15 protein-coding genes are annotated in these 17,248 nt (G+C 55.4%); 5 read left to right on the plus strand and 10 right to left on the minus strand.

The genetic code is table 11. The features are described 5' to 3' along the window. The first annotated feature begins 36 nt into the window (after positions 1–36). On the plus strand, positions 37–585 hold the full coding sequence (gene gloA, locus FFI90_RS00095; protein WP_144775340.1) for a lactoylglutathione lyase: 549 nt from the start codon (positions 37–39) through the stop codon (positions 583–585). Here gloA and FFI90_RS00100 read toward each other — a convergent pair whose 3' ends face one another. The 6 genes from FFI90_RS00100 to FFI90_RS00125 all read right to left on the minus strand — a co-directional run bounded on the left by FFI90_RS00100 (position 586) and on the right by FFI90_RS00125 (position 5,359). Continuing rightward, the gene (locus FFI90_RS00100; RefSeq protein WP_144775342.1) at positions 586–1,542 is read right to left on the minus strand and encodes a DMT family transporter; all 957 of its coding nucleotides are present in this window, start codon (positions 1,540–1,542) and stop codon (positions 586–588) included. Then, positions 1,539–2,192, minus strand: coding sequence for a LutC/YkgG family protein (locus FFI90_RS00105; protein ID WP_144775344.1), 654 nt, complete (start codon positions 2,190–2,192; stop codon positions 1,539–1,541). The genes FFI90_RS00100 and FFI90_RS00105 overlap by 4 nt, the downstream gene beginning before the upstream one ends. Further along, positions 2,189–3,628, minus strand: a complete 1,440-nt coding sequence (locus FFI90_RS00110) for a LutB/LldF family L-lactate oxidation iron-sulfur protein (RefSeq protein WP_144775346.1) — start codon at positions 3,626–3,628, stop codon at positions 2,189–2,191. Before FFI90_RS00110 ends, FFI90_RS00105 begins: the two co-directional genes overlap by 4 nt. Beyond that, positions 3,625–4,404, minus strand: a complete 780-nt coding sequence (locus tag FFI90_RS00115; protein ID WP_144775348.1) for a (Fe-S)-binding protein — start codon at positions 4,402–4,404, stop codon at positions 3,625–3,627. Before FFI90_RS00115 ends, FFI90_RS00110 begins: the two co-directional genes overlap by 4 nt. A 160-nt stretch (positions 4,405–4,564) precedes the next feature. Further along, positions 4,565–4,834, minus strand: a complete 270-nt coding sequence (locus tag FFI90_RS00120) for a ComEA family DNA-binding protein (RefSeq protein WP_144775350.1) — start codon at positions 4,832–4,834, stop codon at positions 4,565–4,567. Positions 4,835–5,215: 381 nt separating this feature from the next. Then, on the minus strand, positions 5,216–5,359 hold the full coding sequence (locus tag FFI90_RS00125) for a DUF3096 domain-containing protein (RefSeq protein ID WP_144775352.1): 144 nt from the start codon (positions 5,357–5,359) through the stop codon (positions 5,216–5,218). Between the two features lie 187 nt (positions 5,360–5,546). Here FFI90_RS00125 and FFI90_RS00130 point away from each other — a divergent pair, with 187 nt between their 5' ends. Both FFI90_RS00130 and FFI90_RS00135 read left to right on the plus strand, forming a co-directional pair. Then, entirely contained in the window at positions 5,547–7,280 is a 1,734-nt protein-coding gene (locus FFI90_RS00130; RefSeq protein ID WP_144775354.1) for an extracellular catalytic domain type 1 short-chain-length polyhydroxyalkanoate depolymerase, read from the plus strand. 161 nt (positions 7,281–7,441) lie between these two features. Further along, on the plus strand, positions 7,442–8,236 hold the full coding sequence (locus FFI90_RS00135) for an SDR family oxidoreductase (protein ID WP_144775356.1): 795 nt from the start codon (positions 7,442–7,444) through the stop codon (positions 8,234–8,236). A gap of 30 nt (positions 8,237–8,266) precedes the next feature. On the opposite strand, the gene FFI90_RS00140 is transcribed toward FFI90_RS00135, so the two are convergent. The 4 genes from FFI90_RS00140 to FFI90_RS00155 all read right to left on the minus strand — a co-directional run bounded on the left by FFI90_RS00140 (position 8,267) and on the right by FFI90_RS00155 (position 14,656). Further along, entirely contained in the window at positions 8,267–9,112 is an 846-nt protein-coding gene (locus FFI90_RS00140; protein ID WP_144775358.1) for a DUF72 domain-containing protein, read from the minus strand. A 35-nt stretch (positions 9,113–9,147) separates the two neighbouring features. Beyond that, on the minus strand, positions 9,148–10,275 hold the full coding sequence (locus tag FFI90_RS00145; RefSeq protein ID WP_144775360.1) for a hypothetical protein: 1,128 nt from the start codon (positions 10,273–10,275) through the stop codon (positions 9,148–9,150). Positions 10,276–10,380: 105 nt separating this feature from the next. Next, a complete protein-coding gene (locus FFI90_RS00150) occupies positions 10,381–11,286 on the minus strand; it encodes a response regulator (RefSeq protein ID WP_144775362.1) in 906 nt (301 codons plus the stop codon). After that, positions 11,273–14,656, minus strand: a complete 3,384-nt coding sequence (locus FFI90_RS00155; protein ID WP_144775364.1) for a hybrid sensor histidine kinase/response regulator — start codon at positions 14,654–14,656, stop codon at positions 11,273–11,275. The genes FFI90_RS00150 and FFI90_RS00155 overlap by 14 nt, the downstream gene beginning before the upstream one ends. 401 nt (positions 14,657–15,057) lie before the next feature. On the opposite strand from FFI90_RS00155, the gene urtA reads away from it, so the two are divergent. Both urtA and urtB read left to right on the plus strand, forming a co-directional pair. Then, the gene (gene urtA, locus FFI90_RS00160) at positions 15,058–16,236 is read left to right on the plus strand and encodes an urea ABC transporter substrate-binding protein (protein WP_246123377.1); all 1,179 of its coding nucleotides are present in this window, start codon (positions 15,058–15,060) and stop codon (positions 16,234–16,236) included. Positions 16,237–16,320: 84 nt separating this feature from the next. Beyond that, positions 16,321–17,247: an urea ABC transporter permease subunit UrtB gene (gene urtB / locus FFI90_RS00165; protein ID WP_144775368.1), complete on the plus strand. Its 927-nt coding sequence runs from the start codon at positions 16,321–16,323 to the stop codon at positions 17,245–17,247. The last annotated feature ends 1 nt before the right edge of the window (position 17,248 follow it).

The raw sequence follows: 17,248 nt of genomic DNA on the forward strand, positions 1-17,248 counted from the left end.
CAGTCTGAACTTTCAAAAGCAAAAAAGGGAAATTCCATGCCCAAGCACTTTGAACAAGCCCCCGGTCTGCATGAAGAACCGGTTCCGGAAACGGAAGGCTATGTCTTCAACCAGACCATGTTACGCATCAAAGATCCTGAACGTTCCATGGATTTTTATACCCGCGTAATGGGAATGCGGCTGGTGCGCAAGCTGGACTTCCCGGAAATGAAGTTTACGCTCTATTTCCTGGGCTACCTTGACGACCGGCAAGCGGGTCTTGTGCCGACGGACGACGCCCACCGGACCACCTACACCTTCGGGCGCGAGGCGATGTTGGAGTTGACCCATAACTGGGGCACGGAAAACGACAAGGACTTTGCTTATCATAACGGCAACGACGAGCCTCAGGGTTTTGGCCATATCGGTATCGCAGTACCTGATGTCTACACTGCCTGCGAGCGCTTTAATAGCTTGGGCATTGAGTTCGTCAAGAAGCCAGACGATGGCAAGATGAAAGGCCTCGCCTTTATCAAGGATCCTGACGGCTACTGGATCGAAATACTGCAGCCGAATATGCTGGAAAAACAGCGCAAGAACAGCTGATCAGGCTGAGGTTTCCGTGTCGTCCTCCGGGGCGGCACCGGATTTCCCACCATAACGTGACGCAACCACCACCGCTGCGGTGAGTATCACTGCACCTGTAATGCCAACTGGCCCCAAAATCTCCTCCAGAAAGATCCATGCAAGCAAAGCAACGAACAGCGGCTCCAGCGTGACAATGATGCTGGAAAGCGTGGCTGGCGTCGTTTTCATGCCGGCAAAGAAACATACGTAGCCAATGCAGGTGGGCACGATGCCAATAAACGCTACCATCGCCCAGTGTCGTAATTTCAGCTCTTCGATTCGTTCAAAGCCGCCGCTGAGCAGTACCGCGGGCAACAGGATAAGCACCGCTGTAAAAAAACAGATGAAGGCGGTGGTAAAGACGGGTGTGCCGGTGGAGCTGTAGCGGCTTGTCAGCGTGAAGCCGGTGTAAACCAACGCCGCCAGGAGCGCCATGAGTATGCCCGCAAGACGTAAGGTGCCACTGGTATCCATGTCGCTGAGTACCAACATAGCGGTGCCTATGACCGCGGTAATCAGGGCCAAAATGGTTACCCGCCCCGGCCTTTCTCCAAGCAAAGGAGCCGCCAGTATCGCCACCAGCACCGGTGGCAGGCACAGTGCAATCAGCGTGGCTATGCCCGCTCCGGTCAGGTCCACTGCGAGCAGATAGCTACCCTGATAAACAGCCTGAAAAAGTCCCAGTGCCGCGAGGGGTGCAAGGGATTTCAAATTCAGTTGACGCAGAGAGCTACCGGATGCTTTGACACCGGCGTTTCGAATTTTCCGCTGTTCCCGGTGCATCAGCAGCCAGAAAAAAGGCAAGGCAATCGCCAGTCTGAGAAAGGCCAGAGTGATGGCTTGCAGCTCGGTCCCGGTAAAGAGGAATTTTGCAACGATCCCTGTAGTCGCCCAGAGCAAGGCCGCCAGGGCGATTAGCAGAGCGCCTCGAATCATTCTATAACCAGTACGATCAATTCTTTGGGGCCGTGAACACCGTAAGCCAGAGTCTGTTCAATGTCGGCGGTTTTTGAGGGCCCGGATACCAACAGAGCGTTTGTCGGCATGCCAGAAGCCCAGTTCTGCTTGAGCATCGCCTCGTGGAAGGTTGAATAGAGTTCTGAGGCTTCCAGCACTGCAATATGGATAGGCGGCACCAGGCTCATAAGGCGGGGTTCATCTGGTGTTGGCCACAGAATCAGTGACCCTGTTTCCGCTATACCGCCCCGAGTGGACGTGATGCTGGCATCCACTTCGTTGAACAGGTGCGGCTGCCAGCTTTCGATCGGTTCGTCATAGATCAGCAGTTCCGGCAGGTCATCTCGTCCGGAATCTCGCAGTGTATGTCCGATAGTGTGTGCAGCAGGAATCAACAGATTATGCGCGCCACGGTCTGACAGGATGCCGGCAAGCTGGGTAACCCAGTTTTCTGAGCTGCACCGATGCACTTCTCCATGCACCGACTCTATGGTTTTCTGGAACTGCTCAATGCGTTCAGCCACTGAGGAAGGTTGCCGCTTCAGCACTGCGAAGTCGCAATCCGGCACATTCAGGTCGCCGCCGCTGCGATTACGCAGGCGCTGTAAAATGGTATCGCGGGAACTCATTGGCCACGCTCCTTCATGCGTTCGTGGAGTGTTTTGGCGGCCAGTTTTGGTGCTGTCCGATATTTTGTCCAGCCACCAAGCTTCCCTGGTTGCAGCTTTCGCAGACGTGCGGCCACTGCTGTTCCAAAACGGTAAGCGCCAGGACGGGCGTGCATCCAGCTCCAGCCTTTCCAGATCATTGCTTCCACCGAGCCGCGTTTCGCGCCATGGCCGCGAACCTTGGCAGGGTTTAATTTATCGCCGTCTACGGATTCCTGGCGCAGGCGCACCAACAGATCCGGTATCGGAATTTTAACCGGGCACACTTCGCCACAGGCGCCGCATAGACTTGAAGCGGTGGGCAGGTGCCGGCCTTCGTCCAGACCGATAAGATGAGGCATCAGAATTTTGCCAATGGGGCCCGGGTAGGTAGTGCCATAAGTATGACCACCCACGCGGGTGTAGACCGGGCAATGGTTCATGCAGGCACCGCACCGAATGCAGCGCAGGGTATCCAGTAATTCATCATCCTGATAGATGGACGAGCGGCCGTTATCAATCAGCACCAAGTGGACTTCTTCCGGGCCATCCAGCTCACCCGGCTTGCGCGCGCTGGAAATCATGTTGAAGTAAGTTGTGATGTGCTGTCCGGTGGCAGATCGGGTCAGCAGGGCAAGCAGCGGTGCCACATCTTCCAGAGTGCCTACAACCTTTTCTATGCCGGTAACAGCGATGTGACAGGGTGGCACAGTGGTGGTCATGCGCCCGTTGCCCTCGTTCTCCACCAGACAAAGTGTCCCGGTTTCAGCGACCGCAAAGTTCACGCCGGAGACGCCCACATCCGCATTCATGAACTTCTCACGTAACTGCTGGCGGGCGCTGGCGGTGAGATACTCCACATCGTTGGAAAGATCGGTACCGGTTTTTTCATGCATCAGCTCGGAAATTTCACCGGTATTCTTGTGAATCGCGGGCATGATGATGTGAGAGGGCGTTTCTCCGGCAAGCTGAACAATGTACTCGCCAAGATCTGACTCCAGCGCTTCAATGCCTCGCTCTTCAAGGTAATGGTTCAGTTCCATTTCCTCAGACACCATCGACTTGCCTTTGATCACCGTCCTGGCATTCCGGGCCACACATATATTCCGGACAATTTTGCAGGCTTCATCACCATCAATGGCCCAATGCACGTAGATGCCGTTTGCGGTGAGTTTTTTCTCAAGCTGCTCTAGCAGATCTGGCAGATTTGCCAGCGCCCGCAGGCGGACATTGGCACCCAGATCTCTCAGTGCTTCGAGGTCCCAACCTTCAAAAGCGTCCTTACGCTTGCTGATCAACCCGTCCATGGCTTTGCGGAAATTCTGGCGTACCTTGGGATCCGCAATGGCCGCCCGGGCACGGGGGTGGAACTCTTTTACGTCGATGTGGTGCGGGTTGTCTGTGGTGGACTGACTCATGAGTCGCCTCCATTGTCCGGGCTGGTGCGCTCCCAGAGGAAGCTCAGGATGTGCTGGCCTTCGAGGGGTTTGTTGTTCTTCTCGGCGAAACCGGCGATGTTCATCATGCAGCCGCAGTCTGTTGTCACAAATGCACCAGCCCCGGTGTCGGTAAGGGCATCCACTTTTTCGCTCACCATGGCGCCGGAAATTTCCGGGTGACGAACGGTGAAGGTGCCCCCAAACCCGCAGCACTCCTCAGCGCGAATCTGTTCAACCAGGTTTACGTTTTGCAGCTGCCCTATCAACCGGGGGCCGACCTCAGCAACGCCCATCTCACGGCGTGCGGAGCAGGAGGTATGCATGGCGACAGTGGTTGGATCGCCCAGATCTTCCAGCTTTATGTGACACACGTTGAGAAGAAAATCCGTCAGCTCCCAGGTTCGGGCAGCAATTTCAGTAGCTTTTTTTTCCTGGTCGGTCTTCTTGAACAGACTCGGGTAGTGCTTGCGCATCATCCCGCCGCAGGAACCAGAGGGCACGACGATGGGCCAGCCTTCCGGGAACAGGTCGAGCTGGGCCTTTGCAACCGCCCGTGCTTCATCATGGTAACCGGAGGTATAAGCCGGCTGGCCACAGCATGTCTGATCTTCGGGAAAGATGACTTTGATGCCTTCACGCTCAAGGAGCTGAATGCCAGCCATACCCGCATCCGGGTAGAACATGTCTATCAGACAGGTTGCGTAAAAATACACATGGGAGGGTTTTGGCGGGTAAACCTTGATGGGATCAGCCATAGCATGCCACTCGAGCCGGTTAGAGTTCTTATCCGGTAATCATAGGGCGGCAGAAGTGTTGTTACCAGAATACTTTCGTGGGACATGGGAATGAGAATACAGAGCGGTAGCCGGATGCTGCCGCGCTGCACAGTGACAGAGGGGGTGGGCCCCCGGGCACCTATTTTACCGTCAAACGCTCAGCGTTTTTCTCAACGGTGCGTGCTCCAATCCCTTTTACATTGGAAAGATCCTGCGGTGTCGCGAAAGGACCGTTGGCTTCGCGGTAAGCGACTATCGCTTCAGCTTTGCTGTTGCCGATACCATCCAGGCTCGCCAGGGCAGTTGCGTCGGCGCTATTGATATTGATAATCGACTGATCTGCGTGAGCAAATCCGGTAGCCAGGCTGAACAGCAGTACGAGTGTGGCGAAAAAAGATGAGTGCTTCATGTAAATATGACTCCTGAGGCTGAAATGCGTCGTTATGGTTATGAGTCAGAGCGCAAGAACGGCAGGAGCAAGGTTCTGGGGTTTTGCGGGTACAGGAAGAAAAACGGAAAAAACAGATCGGCGGTTATGTACAGTGCACGGACAAGGACCACATTCCATGTGATCCCCGATTTTCCGTGGCTGACCCCCGCCTGTTCCTTCAGGCTTTGGCTCATCCTGAGCGCTTCATCCCTGTGCCAACGTTCCGTGCTGGCTTGTCATCCCTGACACTGCTTATTCTATAGGGAGTGTATTTGTGGGATACCGGAGATCGACTCGTTGGCCTGTGAGATATCTCCTACAGGTGACGTAGGCTCAGACCTTGTCGATGAATCCGGTATGTCATAGTGGATGTCCCAACAGCCCAAGAACGCCAAGCGTGATCAGGTAGCCCGCAACAATGTAGTTAAGCAGGCGCGGGAACACCAAAATGCCAATCCCTGCGCCCAAGCTAATAAGGGGAGCGAGTTCGAGGTGAAGTGTCATAGCGGTCCTCTTCTGTGGTTATTTCTGAAAGCCTGGTGTCGTATTTCCCGGACGCCCTGTCTGGCTGCCCGGTCAGTTTTTATCTTACCCGTAAAGGATAGTGCTTTTAAATTAAAGTGTTATCCATGTGGCACGATTTTTTCTTCTTGTTTGGATGCAAAACAATAAATCCAAGAAGGAGCACACCATGTCGAACGTCACGTTCAACTGGATTCGTCGTGTCGCTATGCCGGCATTGACCCTGTCCATCGCTTTCATGTTGCCCTCGCTGCCTGCGAGTGCTGGCCAGACCGATTCCTATACTTTGCCACAACAAAGTTATAACCAGTCCCGTGCCAGGAACTACAAGGTGTACGTCCCGGATAATATCCAGTCGCCGGCACCTATGGTTATGGCGCTGCATGGCTGCAAACAGACCAACAACGATGTACTGAATGACTGGGGCATGAAGGCGGCTGCTGATCGGTATGGGTTTATTCTCGTTGCACCTTATATCACCAGCTATGACGGGCTGCGCAATCAGGACTGCTGGGGTTTCTGGTTTGAACACCATCGCCATCAGGGCGCTGGTGAAGTGGAGGACCTGCACCAGATCGCCCTGGCGGTTGAAAGTAACTACGCCGTTGATTCCCAGCGCCGTTATATCACCGGTCTGTCGTCTGGTGGGGCCATGGCAGTTGTTGCAGCCGTAGCGCATAACGAATACTGGGCCGCTGCTGCGCCGGCGGCTGGAATTCCGTATGGCGAAGACGCGGCGTCGGTATCTTTATCCGGCCAGTGTCCGGGCAGTGCGACATTTCACAGCCTGGCCCGGGTGGTCTCCGATATGGGCGCCGAGCTGGACGACGCCTATCCCATTCCGTTGATGGTGCTGCAGAACAAGAATGACTGTACTGTTATAAAAGCATCCGCTGATCTCATTCGCGACGCGCACCTGAAAGCGTTTGGTGATCCTGCTTTCGATACGCCCGCTGAAGCAGAGGCCGAATCGGTTACCTGCTCTCCTTATTATCAGAATAACTACAGCTGTGTCCGTACCCGTTACACCCAGAATGGCACCAGTGGCGCCCGGTCACTGGTCGAAACGGTTTACCTCGACGGGCCATTAGCGACGCCTAACTCGCAGGATACCAATCACGGCCATTACTGGGTTGGCGGCGAGCAGGGCAACAATGGTAAATGGGCTCTGCGAGTCGGGCCAAGCTATCCCGATATTATCTGGAGCTTTTTCGCAGCACACAGTCGTGATGGCAGCGCTCCCGAAGGATTTCCGGTCATCACCCTGATTGGTGACAACCCCATGTCCGTTGCGTTGAATACAGCGTTCACTGACCCTGGCGCTACGGCGGAAGATGCGGAAGACGGGTCCGTTTCGGTAACGGCAGATTGCAGTTCCGTCAATTCATCTGCAGCCGGCACCTATTCCTGTGTCTACACCGCAACCGACAGCGACGCCAATGTGACCACGGCAGAGCGCCAGGTTAACGTAACCGATCCCAATGCGCCCACGGAAACCTGCGAACAAGTAACAGCATCACCCAGTGCCCATGTTTCCGCAGGCCGTGCCTACGCGGGTGGCAACTACAACCTTCGTGCCTTGGCTAACGGTGACGATGTCGATATTGGTGGTTCGTTCGACAGCTGGAGCAGCGTAATTCTGTATGAGGGTGACCCTGGCCAGTGGTTCGCCAGTGAGCCTGCTGCGTGCGCCGGCAATGGCGGCGGCAACGGTGGTGGTGATCCCTTTGCCTGTCAGGACTGGAACGCCAGTAACCTGAGCCACAACATGGCTTCGCGCGCCTATTACGCTGGCGGCTATTACAGCACCGGGGGTGACGATTATCTTGGAGCCTTCCCGGGTGGTTACGCCTGGGTCAAGGAAACCTCGGACGGCGTTTTCGAGAAGGGACAATGCCAATAGAAGAGTAACAGTGCAGGCTTTATTCCTGCTCCCTGAAACTTTTCAGGTCAAACGAAGCGGCGCATCAATATTCGTATTGGCGCCGCTTTTCGTTAGACTCGGGGGTGATAGAGGCTTGGACTGACAAACCCTTTGGTTAACCCTTTTTTGGAGAAACGGCAATGTCTGATCGAACCATCTGGATAACCGGCGCCTCCTCCGGTATTGGCGAGGCGCTGGCTGTGCGATTTGCGCAGGAGGGCGCTCGCCTTGTTCTTTCCGCCCGCCGGGAAAGCGAGCTGGAGCGTGTTGCTGAGCGTTGCCGCGATAAAGGCCTTGGCGCGGACCAGATTCTGGTTCTCTCCCTGGATGTCACAGATTGGGACGCCCTGCCGGGTGCAGTACAGGCAGTGCTCAACCGGTTTGGACACATAGATTTGTTGATCAACAATGCCGGCGTTTCCCAGCGTTCGCTGTGCGTGGATACAGATATGGAGGTCTACCGCCAGCTGATGGAAGTGGATGTGATGGGCCAGATTGCCCTAACCAAAGCAGTACTGCCCCAGATGCTTGAGCGCGGTGCTGGCCATATTGCCGTAACCGCGAGTGTGGCTGGAAAGGTAGGAGCACCCTTGCGCACCGGTTATTGCGCTGCCAAACATGCGGTTATGGGTTTCTTTGATGCTTTGCGAGCTGAGGTGGAAAACCAGGGCGTTTATGTTTCGACCATTGTGCCCGGTTTCATCCGTACGGATATTGCTCGTAATGCGCTTTCAGGTGACGGTCAGGCTTTTGGTCAGGAAGATGAGGATATAGCAGGAGGCATGGACGTGAACGAGTGCGCTGAGGTGGTGGTCACGGGTTTGAACGCGAAAAAACGCGAGATTCCAGTGGGTAAAGGCAAGGAAATGGCGGCGCTGTGGGTCAAGCGGGTGGCGCCGGAGGCGTTGTTCCGGCTGGCAAAGGCTCGGGCATAGCTGGCGGACCTGCGGGCCTGAAACCTTGCTTTAAAACAGCCCCAGTTGGGGCTGTTCTTCGTTGAAGCGCAGGGGTTCCAGCCCATCTACGCGCTTGCTCAAAAGCTCAGTCCATATTTCGGTCAGTGAGAGGGCGTCGCCAATATCCGGCATGTGCAGGAAAAAATACGGGCGACGTTCTTCTTCGATCCAGTTGGCAACTTTCTCAACCCAGGGCGCGAGATAACGCCGGTTGGATTCCAGGTCCGGGTGGCCGATGTAGCGGATTACCGGAGCTGCGTCGCCTGGAAGCAAGTGCACAGGCACCTGAGGTTTTTTGCGTTGGGCTTCAATTGTGATTTCGTTATCCGGAGTGGCCGCAAACAGAGCCCGGGTATCCATGCATACGCGTGCGATGCTGCGTTCCCGGAGGCCACGGTTCAGTGCTTTTTCGGCTTCGCCTTTGCTGAAAAAAGCGCTGTTGCGAACTTCTACGGTGCAGTTCAGAGGTGCCGGCAAGGCATCAACAAATCGCCAGAGGCTGTTCAGATGTTCTGGCCCGAATGCGGCGGGAAGCTGCAAGAGAAAAGGGCCTGCGACATCTTCCAGTGGCGCAACAACCTCCAGAAAATCACGCATACTTGCGTCGACGCCAGAGAGCAGTCGGTCGTGAGTGATGGTTCGGGGAAACTTGAGTAAAAAGCGGAAGTCGCCCGGCACTTGAAGTCGCCACTGCTGACATTGCTCGCGGCTGGGTGTCGCGTAAAAGGTGGTATTGCCCTCAACACAGTTAAACACTTGGCTGTAGCGCCCCAGAGGGCTTTTGCCGGGCGGTAGCCCACTACTCCATGCGGGGTGTTGCCACTGGGGGCAGCCAAGAAAGTAGGGGAGTGCCATTGTCAGCGGTTCCGGGATGAGGCTTTAAGGTTGCGTTATAGCTTACCGTATCCGGAATGACGATGCCGCCGGCCGCTCAGGATTGCCACCAGATGGCTCAAGGCCCGGAATAGCCCCATCAAAAGCGGTGCCAGCAACCATAGCAGCCAACTGCCGATATAGAGCCCGGGAATAAGCAGCAGCAACCAGCCCACAAACTGAACCACGAGCACCGGATAGCCGAGTACATCCGCCACACCGGCGAACAGATCATTGATAATGCTGGGATGGGCAACAACCAGATAGCCGGCGCCGATAATAACGGGCCATTTGGCGTAACGGGTGCTGCTCAGAACCATTTTTCCGCTGCGTGTAACCCGGGCTGCCAGAGCGGCAGAACGAGTGCCGCGACTTGCATTCTTTGTGGTTGCGGCGGCGACACGCCCCACACGCAGCAGTTTGACGGCACTGGCGAAAACCAGCACATCCACCGATGCCCAGCCAATGTCGCCGGCGGTGATCTCATTTCCGAAGCGGTAGTTTCTCTCAAGATCACGGATTCCACTGGCGAAAAACTGATTCACACCTTCCAGCACCCGCTCGGTGCCGATCCACTTGGTGATGCCCTGGTTGTCGACAATAAACTGACCAAGAAAGTCGTGGCCTTCGCTATGAATGAAGTTGACGGCGTACCAGCCCCGTTCCTCCGGTGTCAGGTCTTGGCGCTCGCCGGATGGCTGGCTGTCAGGCTTTGTCGCCTCCGGAACGTCGGTAAAGTACCGTTTGGCTGCCTGATACTGACGCGATGCTTTGTGCATCCATTCAATGGTGCTGATGGGCTGGTTAACGAAATGCTGAATGGGCGGCAGAGCATCTTCACCATAGCGCTTCAACACATCCCGAAATTCAGGCTCTGCTGCGTAAAGTGGAAACAGATCCCGGGCCATGTCGGGGTAACGTATGAACGCGGCCTGAGCTTTCAAAAGCAGGAGGGGGTCATCCGACATATCCAGCAATATTGCCTGCATTTCCACTGATTCGTGCTCAATGCCCGGGAAATCACCGAGCTCGTCGCTGGCGTGAATGCTAATCAGCTTCTGTTCAATGGGAACGGGCTGGGCTATCGTGCTGAAAACAGCCGCCATCAGTAGAGCCATGCCACAAATCAGGAGTAGCTTTTTCAAATGATCACCACCGTATATCGGTTATTCATACCGACCAGTCTAGCCTGAACAGAGTGTAACAGGTGGTTGTATGGGGGTGGTGATCGCTGAAATGAACCGATGCGACTACTGTGTGGCCAGCAAGCGAATCGCGCTGGCTGCAGCAGAAGTCCGGTTTTCGACGCCCAGCTTCCGGAACACTTGCTCCAGATGCTTGTTCACGGTGCGCGGGCTCATCTCCAGAATTTGCGCTATTTCCCGGTTGGTCTTGCCATTGGCTATCCACAACAGCACGTCGGACTCTCGCAGTGTCAGTTGGAACCGTTCTCTCAGGGCTGCGGCGGCGCTGGATTGGTTCTGCGGTGTTTTCAGTCGAAGCAGGTACTCCCGGCCATCCACCAATGCCAGGTATTCTACCGAGTGCTGGACGTCCAGAGCATGTAAAGGCATCTGGTGCCCGGGCTCCAGGTTGTGGCTGAGCCATTCCGCGAGTTCGGTGCGGATCACGAGAAAGTCCGGGTGGCCAATGTCTGGCAGACACCGACACACCTGGGGCGTGCCCCAAAGCAAATTGCCCTCCCGGTCTACTGCAAACAGGTTTTGGCCCGCGGTATCCAGAGCGCTCCGGGCACTTCGTGTCATCCGGGCGTTGGCCAGATGCACATCCATGCGTGCCAGCAGCTCAGTGGTGTTGATGGGCTTGGTGACGTAGTCGACGCCGCCAGCTTTCAGACCCATCACGACATGTTCGGTATCACTCAGGCCCGTCATGAAGATAATAGGGATATCGGTGAACGCCGGATTTTCCTTCAGTCGCCTGCAGGTTTCGAAGCCATCCATGTGCGGCATGAGCGCATCCATGAGCACGACATCCGGGGTGATGTTCTGGCTGATGGTCAGGGCCTGGTTGCCTTCCAGAGCCACCAGTACGGTCATGCCCGCTTCCTCCAGCGCATCACTGATCATTCGGATGGAGTCGATCGCGTCATCTACGACCATTACAACGGTTTTCCGGTCATCATGAGGCTTCATGTTCGGCTACCTTAAGGAGTTCAATAATTTTCTCAAACTGGAAATCATTGGTGAGACTGGTCAGCTCAAGAGTAAAGCGCTCGTCAGCTTCACCGCTGTGTTTCAGACCGTGCAGGGATTCCAGAAGGCCTTTGCGATGACCTATTCGAGCCAGACTCGCCAGCGTTAGTCGGTGCGCTATGTCTGGAAGCGGCAAAACACCGGCCTCGGGCAGGAGGATGGGGGCCAGCGGTTCGGCACTTTTTTCGAATCGCCATTCAAGCTCCAGTACGCGAGCGATGGTGTCCAGTAGCAGGTTCAGACGCACGGGTTTGACGATGTAGCCATCGTACAGGGGGGTGGACTCCACCGAGTGATGGCCCTCGTTGGCATCAGCGGACACCATGACTACTGGCATAGTATGCTTTTGAGAACGTAACTGCTCGAGAACTTCCCAGCCCGTTTGGCCGGGCATGGATACGTCCATCAGGACAAGATCCGGTCGTTGTGTTTCAACCGTTGCCAGAACCTTGAGAGCATTGCCGATGTCTGTAATCTCGAAGCCAAGCGGCGATAACATGGCGCGAATTACCTGACGCTGTGACGTGTCGTCGTCGACCAGCAGAACTTTACGCCTGACGCCTTGGTAGCCATAAATCCGACGGGCTGGAGCGGAGGTGGAGCGTGGCGTGGAGCTGTGCACACTGGACAGCATCACGCTGACTTTGAAAGTGCTGCCATGGCCGAGTTTGCTATCCACGTTGATGTCTCCCCCCATGATTTCTGTGAGCAGGCGGGTGATAGTCAGTCCCAGGCCGGTGCCAATGCGATTCTCCCCGGGGAGGCGGATACGCTCGAAGGGGTGGAAAATACGCTCAATGTTCTCCTCTGCAATTCCTTCGCCCGAATCCTGAACGGTAAATTCCGCTACCTGACTACGATAACGTAGAGTCAGAGAAACGCTCCCGTGATCAGTGTACTTGATGGCGTTGGACAGCAGGTTAATCAGGATCTGGCGCAGGCGCTTCTCATCAGTGGTCACTACTTCTGGCAGCGGGTTCAGGCAATGGTAGTCGAAGGCCAGCCCTTTCTCTTCAGCCTGCAACCGGAACATGGTAACCATCTGCTCCATCAGTAACCCGATGCGTACCTGATCCCGGTGAAGGTCAAGCCGCCCGGCTTCGATCTTGGAAATGTCCAGCAATCCCTCAATCAGGTCGGCCAGATACTCTCCGCTATGGCGGATTACTCCTACGGCTTCTTTGCGGTGAGCGGGTATCGCCTCATCGTTTTCCATTAGCTGGGCATAGCCCAGAATTGAATTGAGCGGTGACCGGAGTTCGTGGCTGATCCCGGTAAGATAGCGACTTTTCGCGCCATTGGCTGCTTCAGCCTGTTCTTTGGCTTGTTGCAAAGCCTGGTCGGTTCGTTTGTGTGCAACGATTTCTTCCATCAGCAGGCGGGTTTGCCGACTGGATTCTTCCTCAGCCACCACTCGGCTTTCATGGGCCAGTACGAACAGCCAGCAGATCACCCCGGTGATGATCAAAAGGATAAAAAAGACTTTCCACAAGGTAGCTGATAACAGCAGGGCCTCGGGTGTCGAGGCGACGGGTGTCTTGAAGTGGATCAGCGACAGCAGCAGGGCTGATAAACCATTGATCAGGAACAGGAGCGTCAGAAAGTGGCCAAGCCGCGAGCGCAGGTGACTCAGTATGGATTGGGGAATCAACTTACCGAGAAACTGCTGGAGCTGCTCCTGATAACCAGCTCCGGGCTTGCAGACGTCACCGCAGCGGGCATCCAGGGAGCAACACAATGAGCAGATAATGCCGGCATAGGCTGGGCAGCTGGTAACGTCCTCTGGTTCGAATTTGTGCTCGCAAATGGTGCACTGCACCAATTGGTGATCTGTGGCGAGGAGCACGAAGGGGCGAGCAGTATAAAAACGGCCTTTCGTTTTCCAGGCGATGAGCGGCGCAGTTATAAGCGCTACGCCCAAGGCGATAAAGTGAGACAGTGCTTGAGCGTATTCACCAACAACGCCGGTATGGCAGGTAATACCCACCACGGATGCGGTGAGCATGGCTCCAACCCCTACTGGATTGATGTCATAAAGATGGGCCCGCTTGAATTCGATATGCGGGGGGCTGAACCCGAGCGGCTTGTTGATCACAAGATCAGCCACTAATGAGCCGACCCAGGCGATGGCAATGATGCCGTAAAACCCCAATGTTTCCTCGAGTGCCCGGTATACGCCCAACTCCATGACCAGCAACGCAATCGCCACGTTGAAAAACAGCCAAACCACACGGCCGGGGTGGCTGTGGGTCAGGCGGGAGAAGAAGTTTGACCAGGCAATCGAGCCCGCATAGGCGTTCGTTACGTTGATTTTGAGTTGGCATAGAATAACGAAAATGCCCGCCATGGCCAGGGCAACTTCCGGGGAATGAGTGATGTAGTTGAACGCCACCAGGTACATCTGGGTTGGGTCGGCCGCCTCTGTTTCGGAAACGCCCTGATTTAGTGCCAGCACGGCCAAAAATGAACCGGCCAGAGTCTTGAGCATGCCGATGACAATCCAGCCTGGCCCACCGGCCATCACGGCCAACCACCAGCGCCGTTTCTCCTTGAGGTTCTGGGGTTCCGGAATGAAGCGGAGAAAGTCTACCTGTTCGCCAATTTGCGCGATCAGCGAGAAGACAACGGCTGCGGCGGCACCGAACGCCATAACATTGAGCCCTTGTCCGGCAACCGGGCTCAGCCCCTCAAACTGGGTCCAATCGCCGATGGAGGAGGCATCTGCATAGATAATGAATACAAACGGAGCCAGTTGTAACAGGATCCATACAGGCTGGGTCCAGACCTGAAACCGGCTGATCGTGGTAATGCCATGTATCACCAGGGGAATGATGGCCACTGCGCAGATCAGATAGCCGATCACCAGGGGGATATCGAACAGCATTTCCAGGGCCATGGCCATGATGGCGGCTTCTATGGCGAAGAAAATGAACGTGAAGCTGGCATAAATGAGCGATGTAATGGTTGAGCCGATATAGCCAAAGCCAGCGCCCCGAGTGAGTAGATCAATATCGACACCGTAGCGGGCAGCGTAGTAGCTGATGGGGATGGCGGTCAGAAAGATCACCAGGCTGACCGCAAGAATCGCAGCCACCGCATTATCGAAGCCGTAGTACAGGGTGATGGAGCCGCCAATGGCCTCCATGGCCAGGAATGAGATTGCACCCAGTGCGGTGTTGGCGACCCTTCCCGCAGACCAGCGCCGGGCGCTCTTGGCGGTAAAGCGCAAGGCGTAATCTTCTAGCGTCTGATTGGCAACCCATTGGTTGTACTGGCGCCTAACCCGAAAAATATTTTGTCGTGCGGCCATTGCTGCATTGCCTGTGTGGTCTGAGGAGTGCCCGGTTTTGGTGCGGTTTGGAGCCTCTAAATGGTGTACAAGGAAGTCTTTACAACTTTTGTGCCAAAGTATGGCGGGCTGGAATAAACGGACGCGATTATTTGGTGCGGCTGGGCGTTAGCCTACGAAGAAGGCGTTCAGGAATGCGTCAAATGACGTAGTCTGCTGGGGCGATTACCGAATGGGCGCCTATGAAGGGGCCGAGCAGAATGTTTGGGGTAGGCGCTGTGCTTTCGGAAGGAAGCGCAGTACCGGCTTTCCAAACACTGCGAGGATTCACCATGGGTACGACTGATACAACCGCCACCAGGCGGTCAGATGGAAAGGGGCCAGGGTTTCGAAAGAGCCTGATGACACTGGCGGCGTCCGTCATGCTGGCTACATCTGTGCAAGCGGCGACGCCGAGCACAGCTGAGGTCAACACCACAGGACTGGCGGTTACCGATGACACCGTCACGGTCGGTATTTTGCACTCGATCACCGGCACAATGGCGATTAGTGAGATCGGTTCGGTGCAGGCTGAAAAGCTCGCCATTGATCAGATTAACGCCTCCGGCGGCGTACTCGGTCGCCAGATTGAATTTGTTCAGGAGGACGGCGCCAGTGACTGGCCGACCTTCGCGGAAAAAACCCGTAAGTTGCTGCGACAGGACAACGTAGCGGCTATTTTCGGTGCCTGGACCTCGGCATCCCGTAAAGCCATCCTGCCGGTGATTGAGCAGTTCAATGGCATGCTGTATTACCCGACCTTCTACGAAGGCCTGGAACAGTCCCCCAACGTTGTCTACACCGGACAGGAAGCTACTCAGCAGATTCTCGCAAGTATCGACTGGGCAGTTGAAACCAAAGGTGCCAAGACATTCTACCTGCTCGGCTCGGATTACATCTGGCCACGCACCTCCAACAAAATCGCGCGCAAGCACATCGACAAGTTGGGTCTCAAAGTGGTGGGTGAAGAGTACTACCCACTGGGCCACACCCAGTTCAACTCGGTTATCAACAAGATCAAGCTTCGGAAGCCGGACGTGATCTTCGCATCAGTTGTGGGCGGCTCCAACGTAGCTTTCTACAAGCAAATGAAAGCCGCTGGTGTTGATTTTACCGATGAGAAGCCTCTGCTGCTGACCATCTCTGTAACCGAGGACGAAATCCGCGGTATCGGTGGTGAGAACGTGGAAGGTATCTACGCCTCCATGAAGTACTTCCAGAGCCTTGATAACGCCAACAACAAAGAGTTTGTTGCGGCTTTCAAGGAAGCCTACGGCGATGACATGGTCATCGGTGACGTTACCCAGGCGGCCTACCTCGGCCCATGGTTGTGGAAGGCAGCGGTTGAGAAGGCCGGTTCCTTCGATATCGACAAGATCCGCGAAGAGTTTGCTGGCATTGAGTTCGACAAGGCGCCTGAAGGCTACGTTCGCATCCACGAGAACCATCACCTTTGGTCCAAAACCCGTATCGGTCAGGCTCAGCTTGATGGCCAGTACAAAGTGGTTTACGAGACCGAAGAACTGATGGAGCCAGATCCTTTCCCTAAGGGTTACCAGTAAGTTTGGACCGCCGGCGCCCTGAGGCGCCGGCGTCTATTGTCTCCAAAACGCTAAGCATATTGGTTTGAACGGGGAGTAAGAGTCATGTTCGATGGCTACACCAGCAGTGAATTGATGTCGATATTTGCCATGCAGGGGTTTGCCGGGCTCTCCCTGTTTTCAGTGTTCGTACTGATGGCTTTGGGCCTTGCGATCATCTTTGGTCAGATGGGTGTGATCAACATGGCTCATGGGGAATTCATGATCCTCGGTGCCTACACAACCTACCTGACATCCGGATTTTTCCAATCTTATCTGCCAGGACTCTTCGGCGGATATTTCTTTGTTGCCATGATTCTGGCTTTCTTTATTTGTGCCGCATTGGGAGCACTCGTTGAGTGGCTCATGATACGGCATCTCTACCACCGCCCCCTCGACACCCTGCTGGCCACATGGGGCCTGAGCCTGATTATGCAGCAGGCATACCGTTCTATTTTTGGTGCCCGTGAAGTGGGTGTTGACCTGCCAGAGTGGATGATGGGAGCTATTCCGGTGACCGACATGGTCGACCTGCCAATCAACGGCGTGTTCGTCATGATCATTGCGCTTTCGGTCGCTGTGGGTGTGTACCTGCTTATGTATCGCTCCGGGTACGGCAAGAAAGTTCGTGCGGTGGTTCAGAATCGCCCGATGGCGGAAGCCGTGGGCATCAACAGTGCTGGCATAGATCGGGCTACCTTCGCCCTTGGCTGCGGCATTGCCGGTATTGCCGGTGCTGCGTTCACCATGATCGGCTCAACCGGTCCGTCATCAGGCCAGGCTTACATCGTCGATACCTTCCTGGTTGTGGTGTTTGGCGGCGCCCAAAGCCTGATCGGCACGATTGTATCTGCCTTCGGTATCTCGCAAGCCCAGTCCACCATGGAATTCTTCCTCAGCGGTTCTATGGCCAAGGTCCTGACCCTGCTGGTTGTGATCGGAATTCTGATGATACGTCCGGAAGGACTCATGGCCCTGAAGGTCCGTCGCTAGG

It is taken from the genome of Marinobacter maritimus (genome assembly GCF_007671675.1).
GTDB lineage: Bacteria > Pseudomonadota > Gammaproteobacteria > Pseudomonadales > Oleiphilaceae > Marinobacter > Marinobacter maritimus.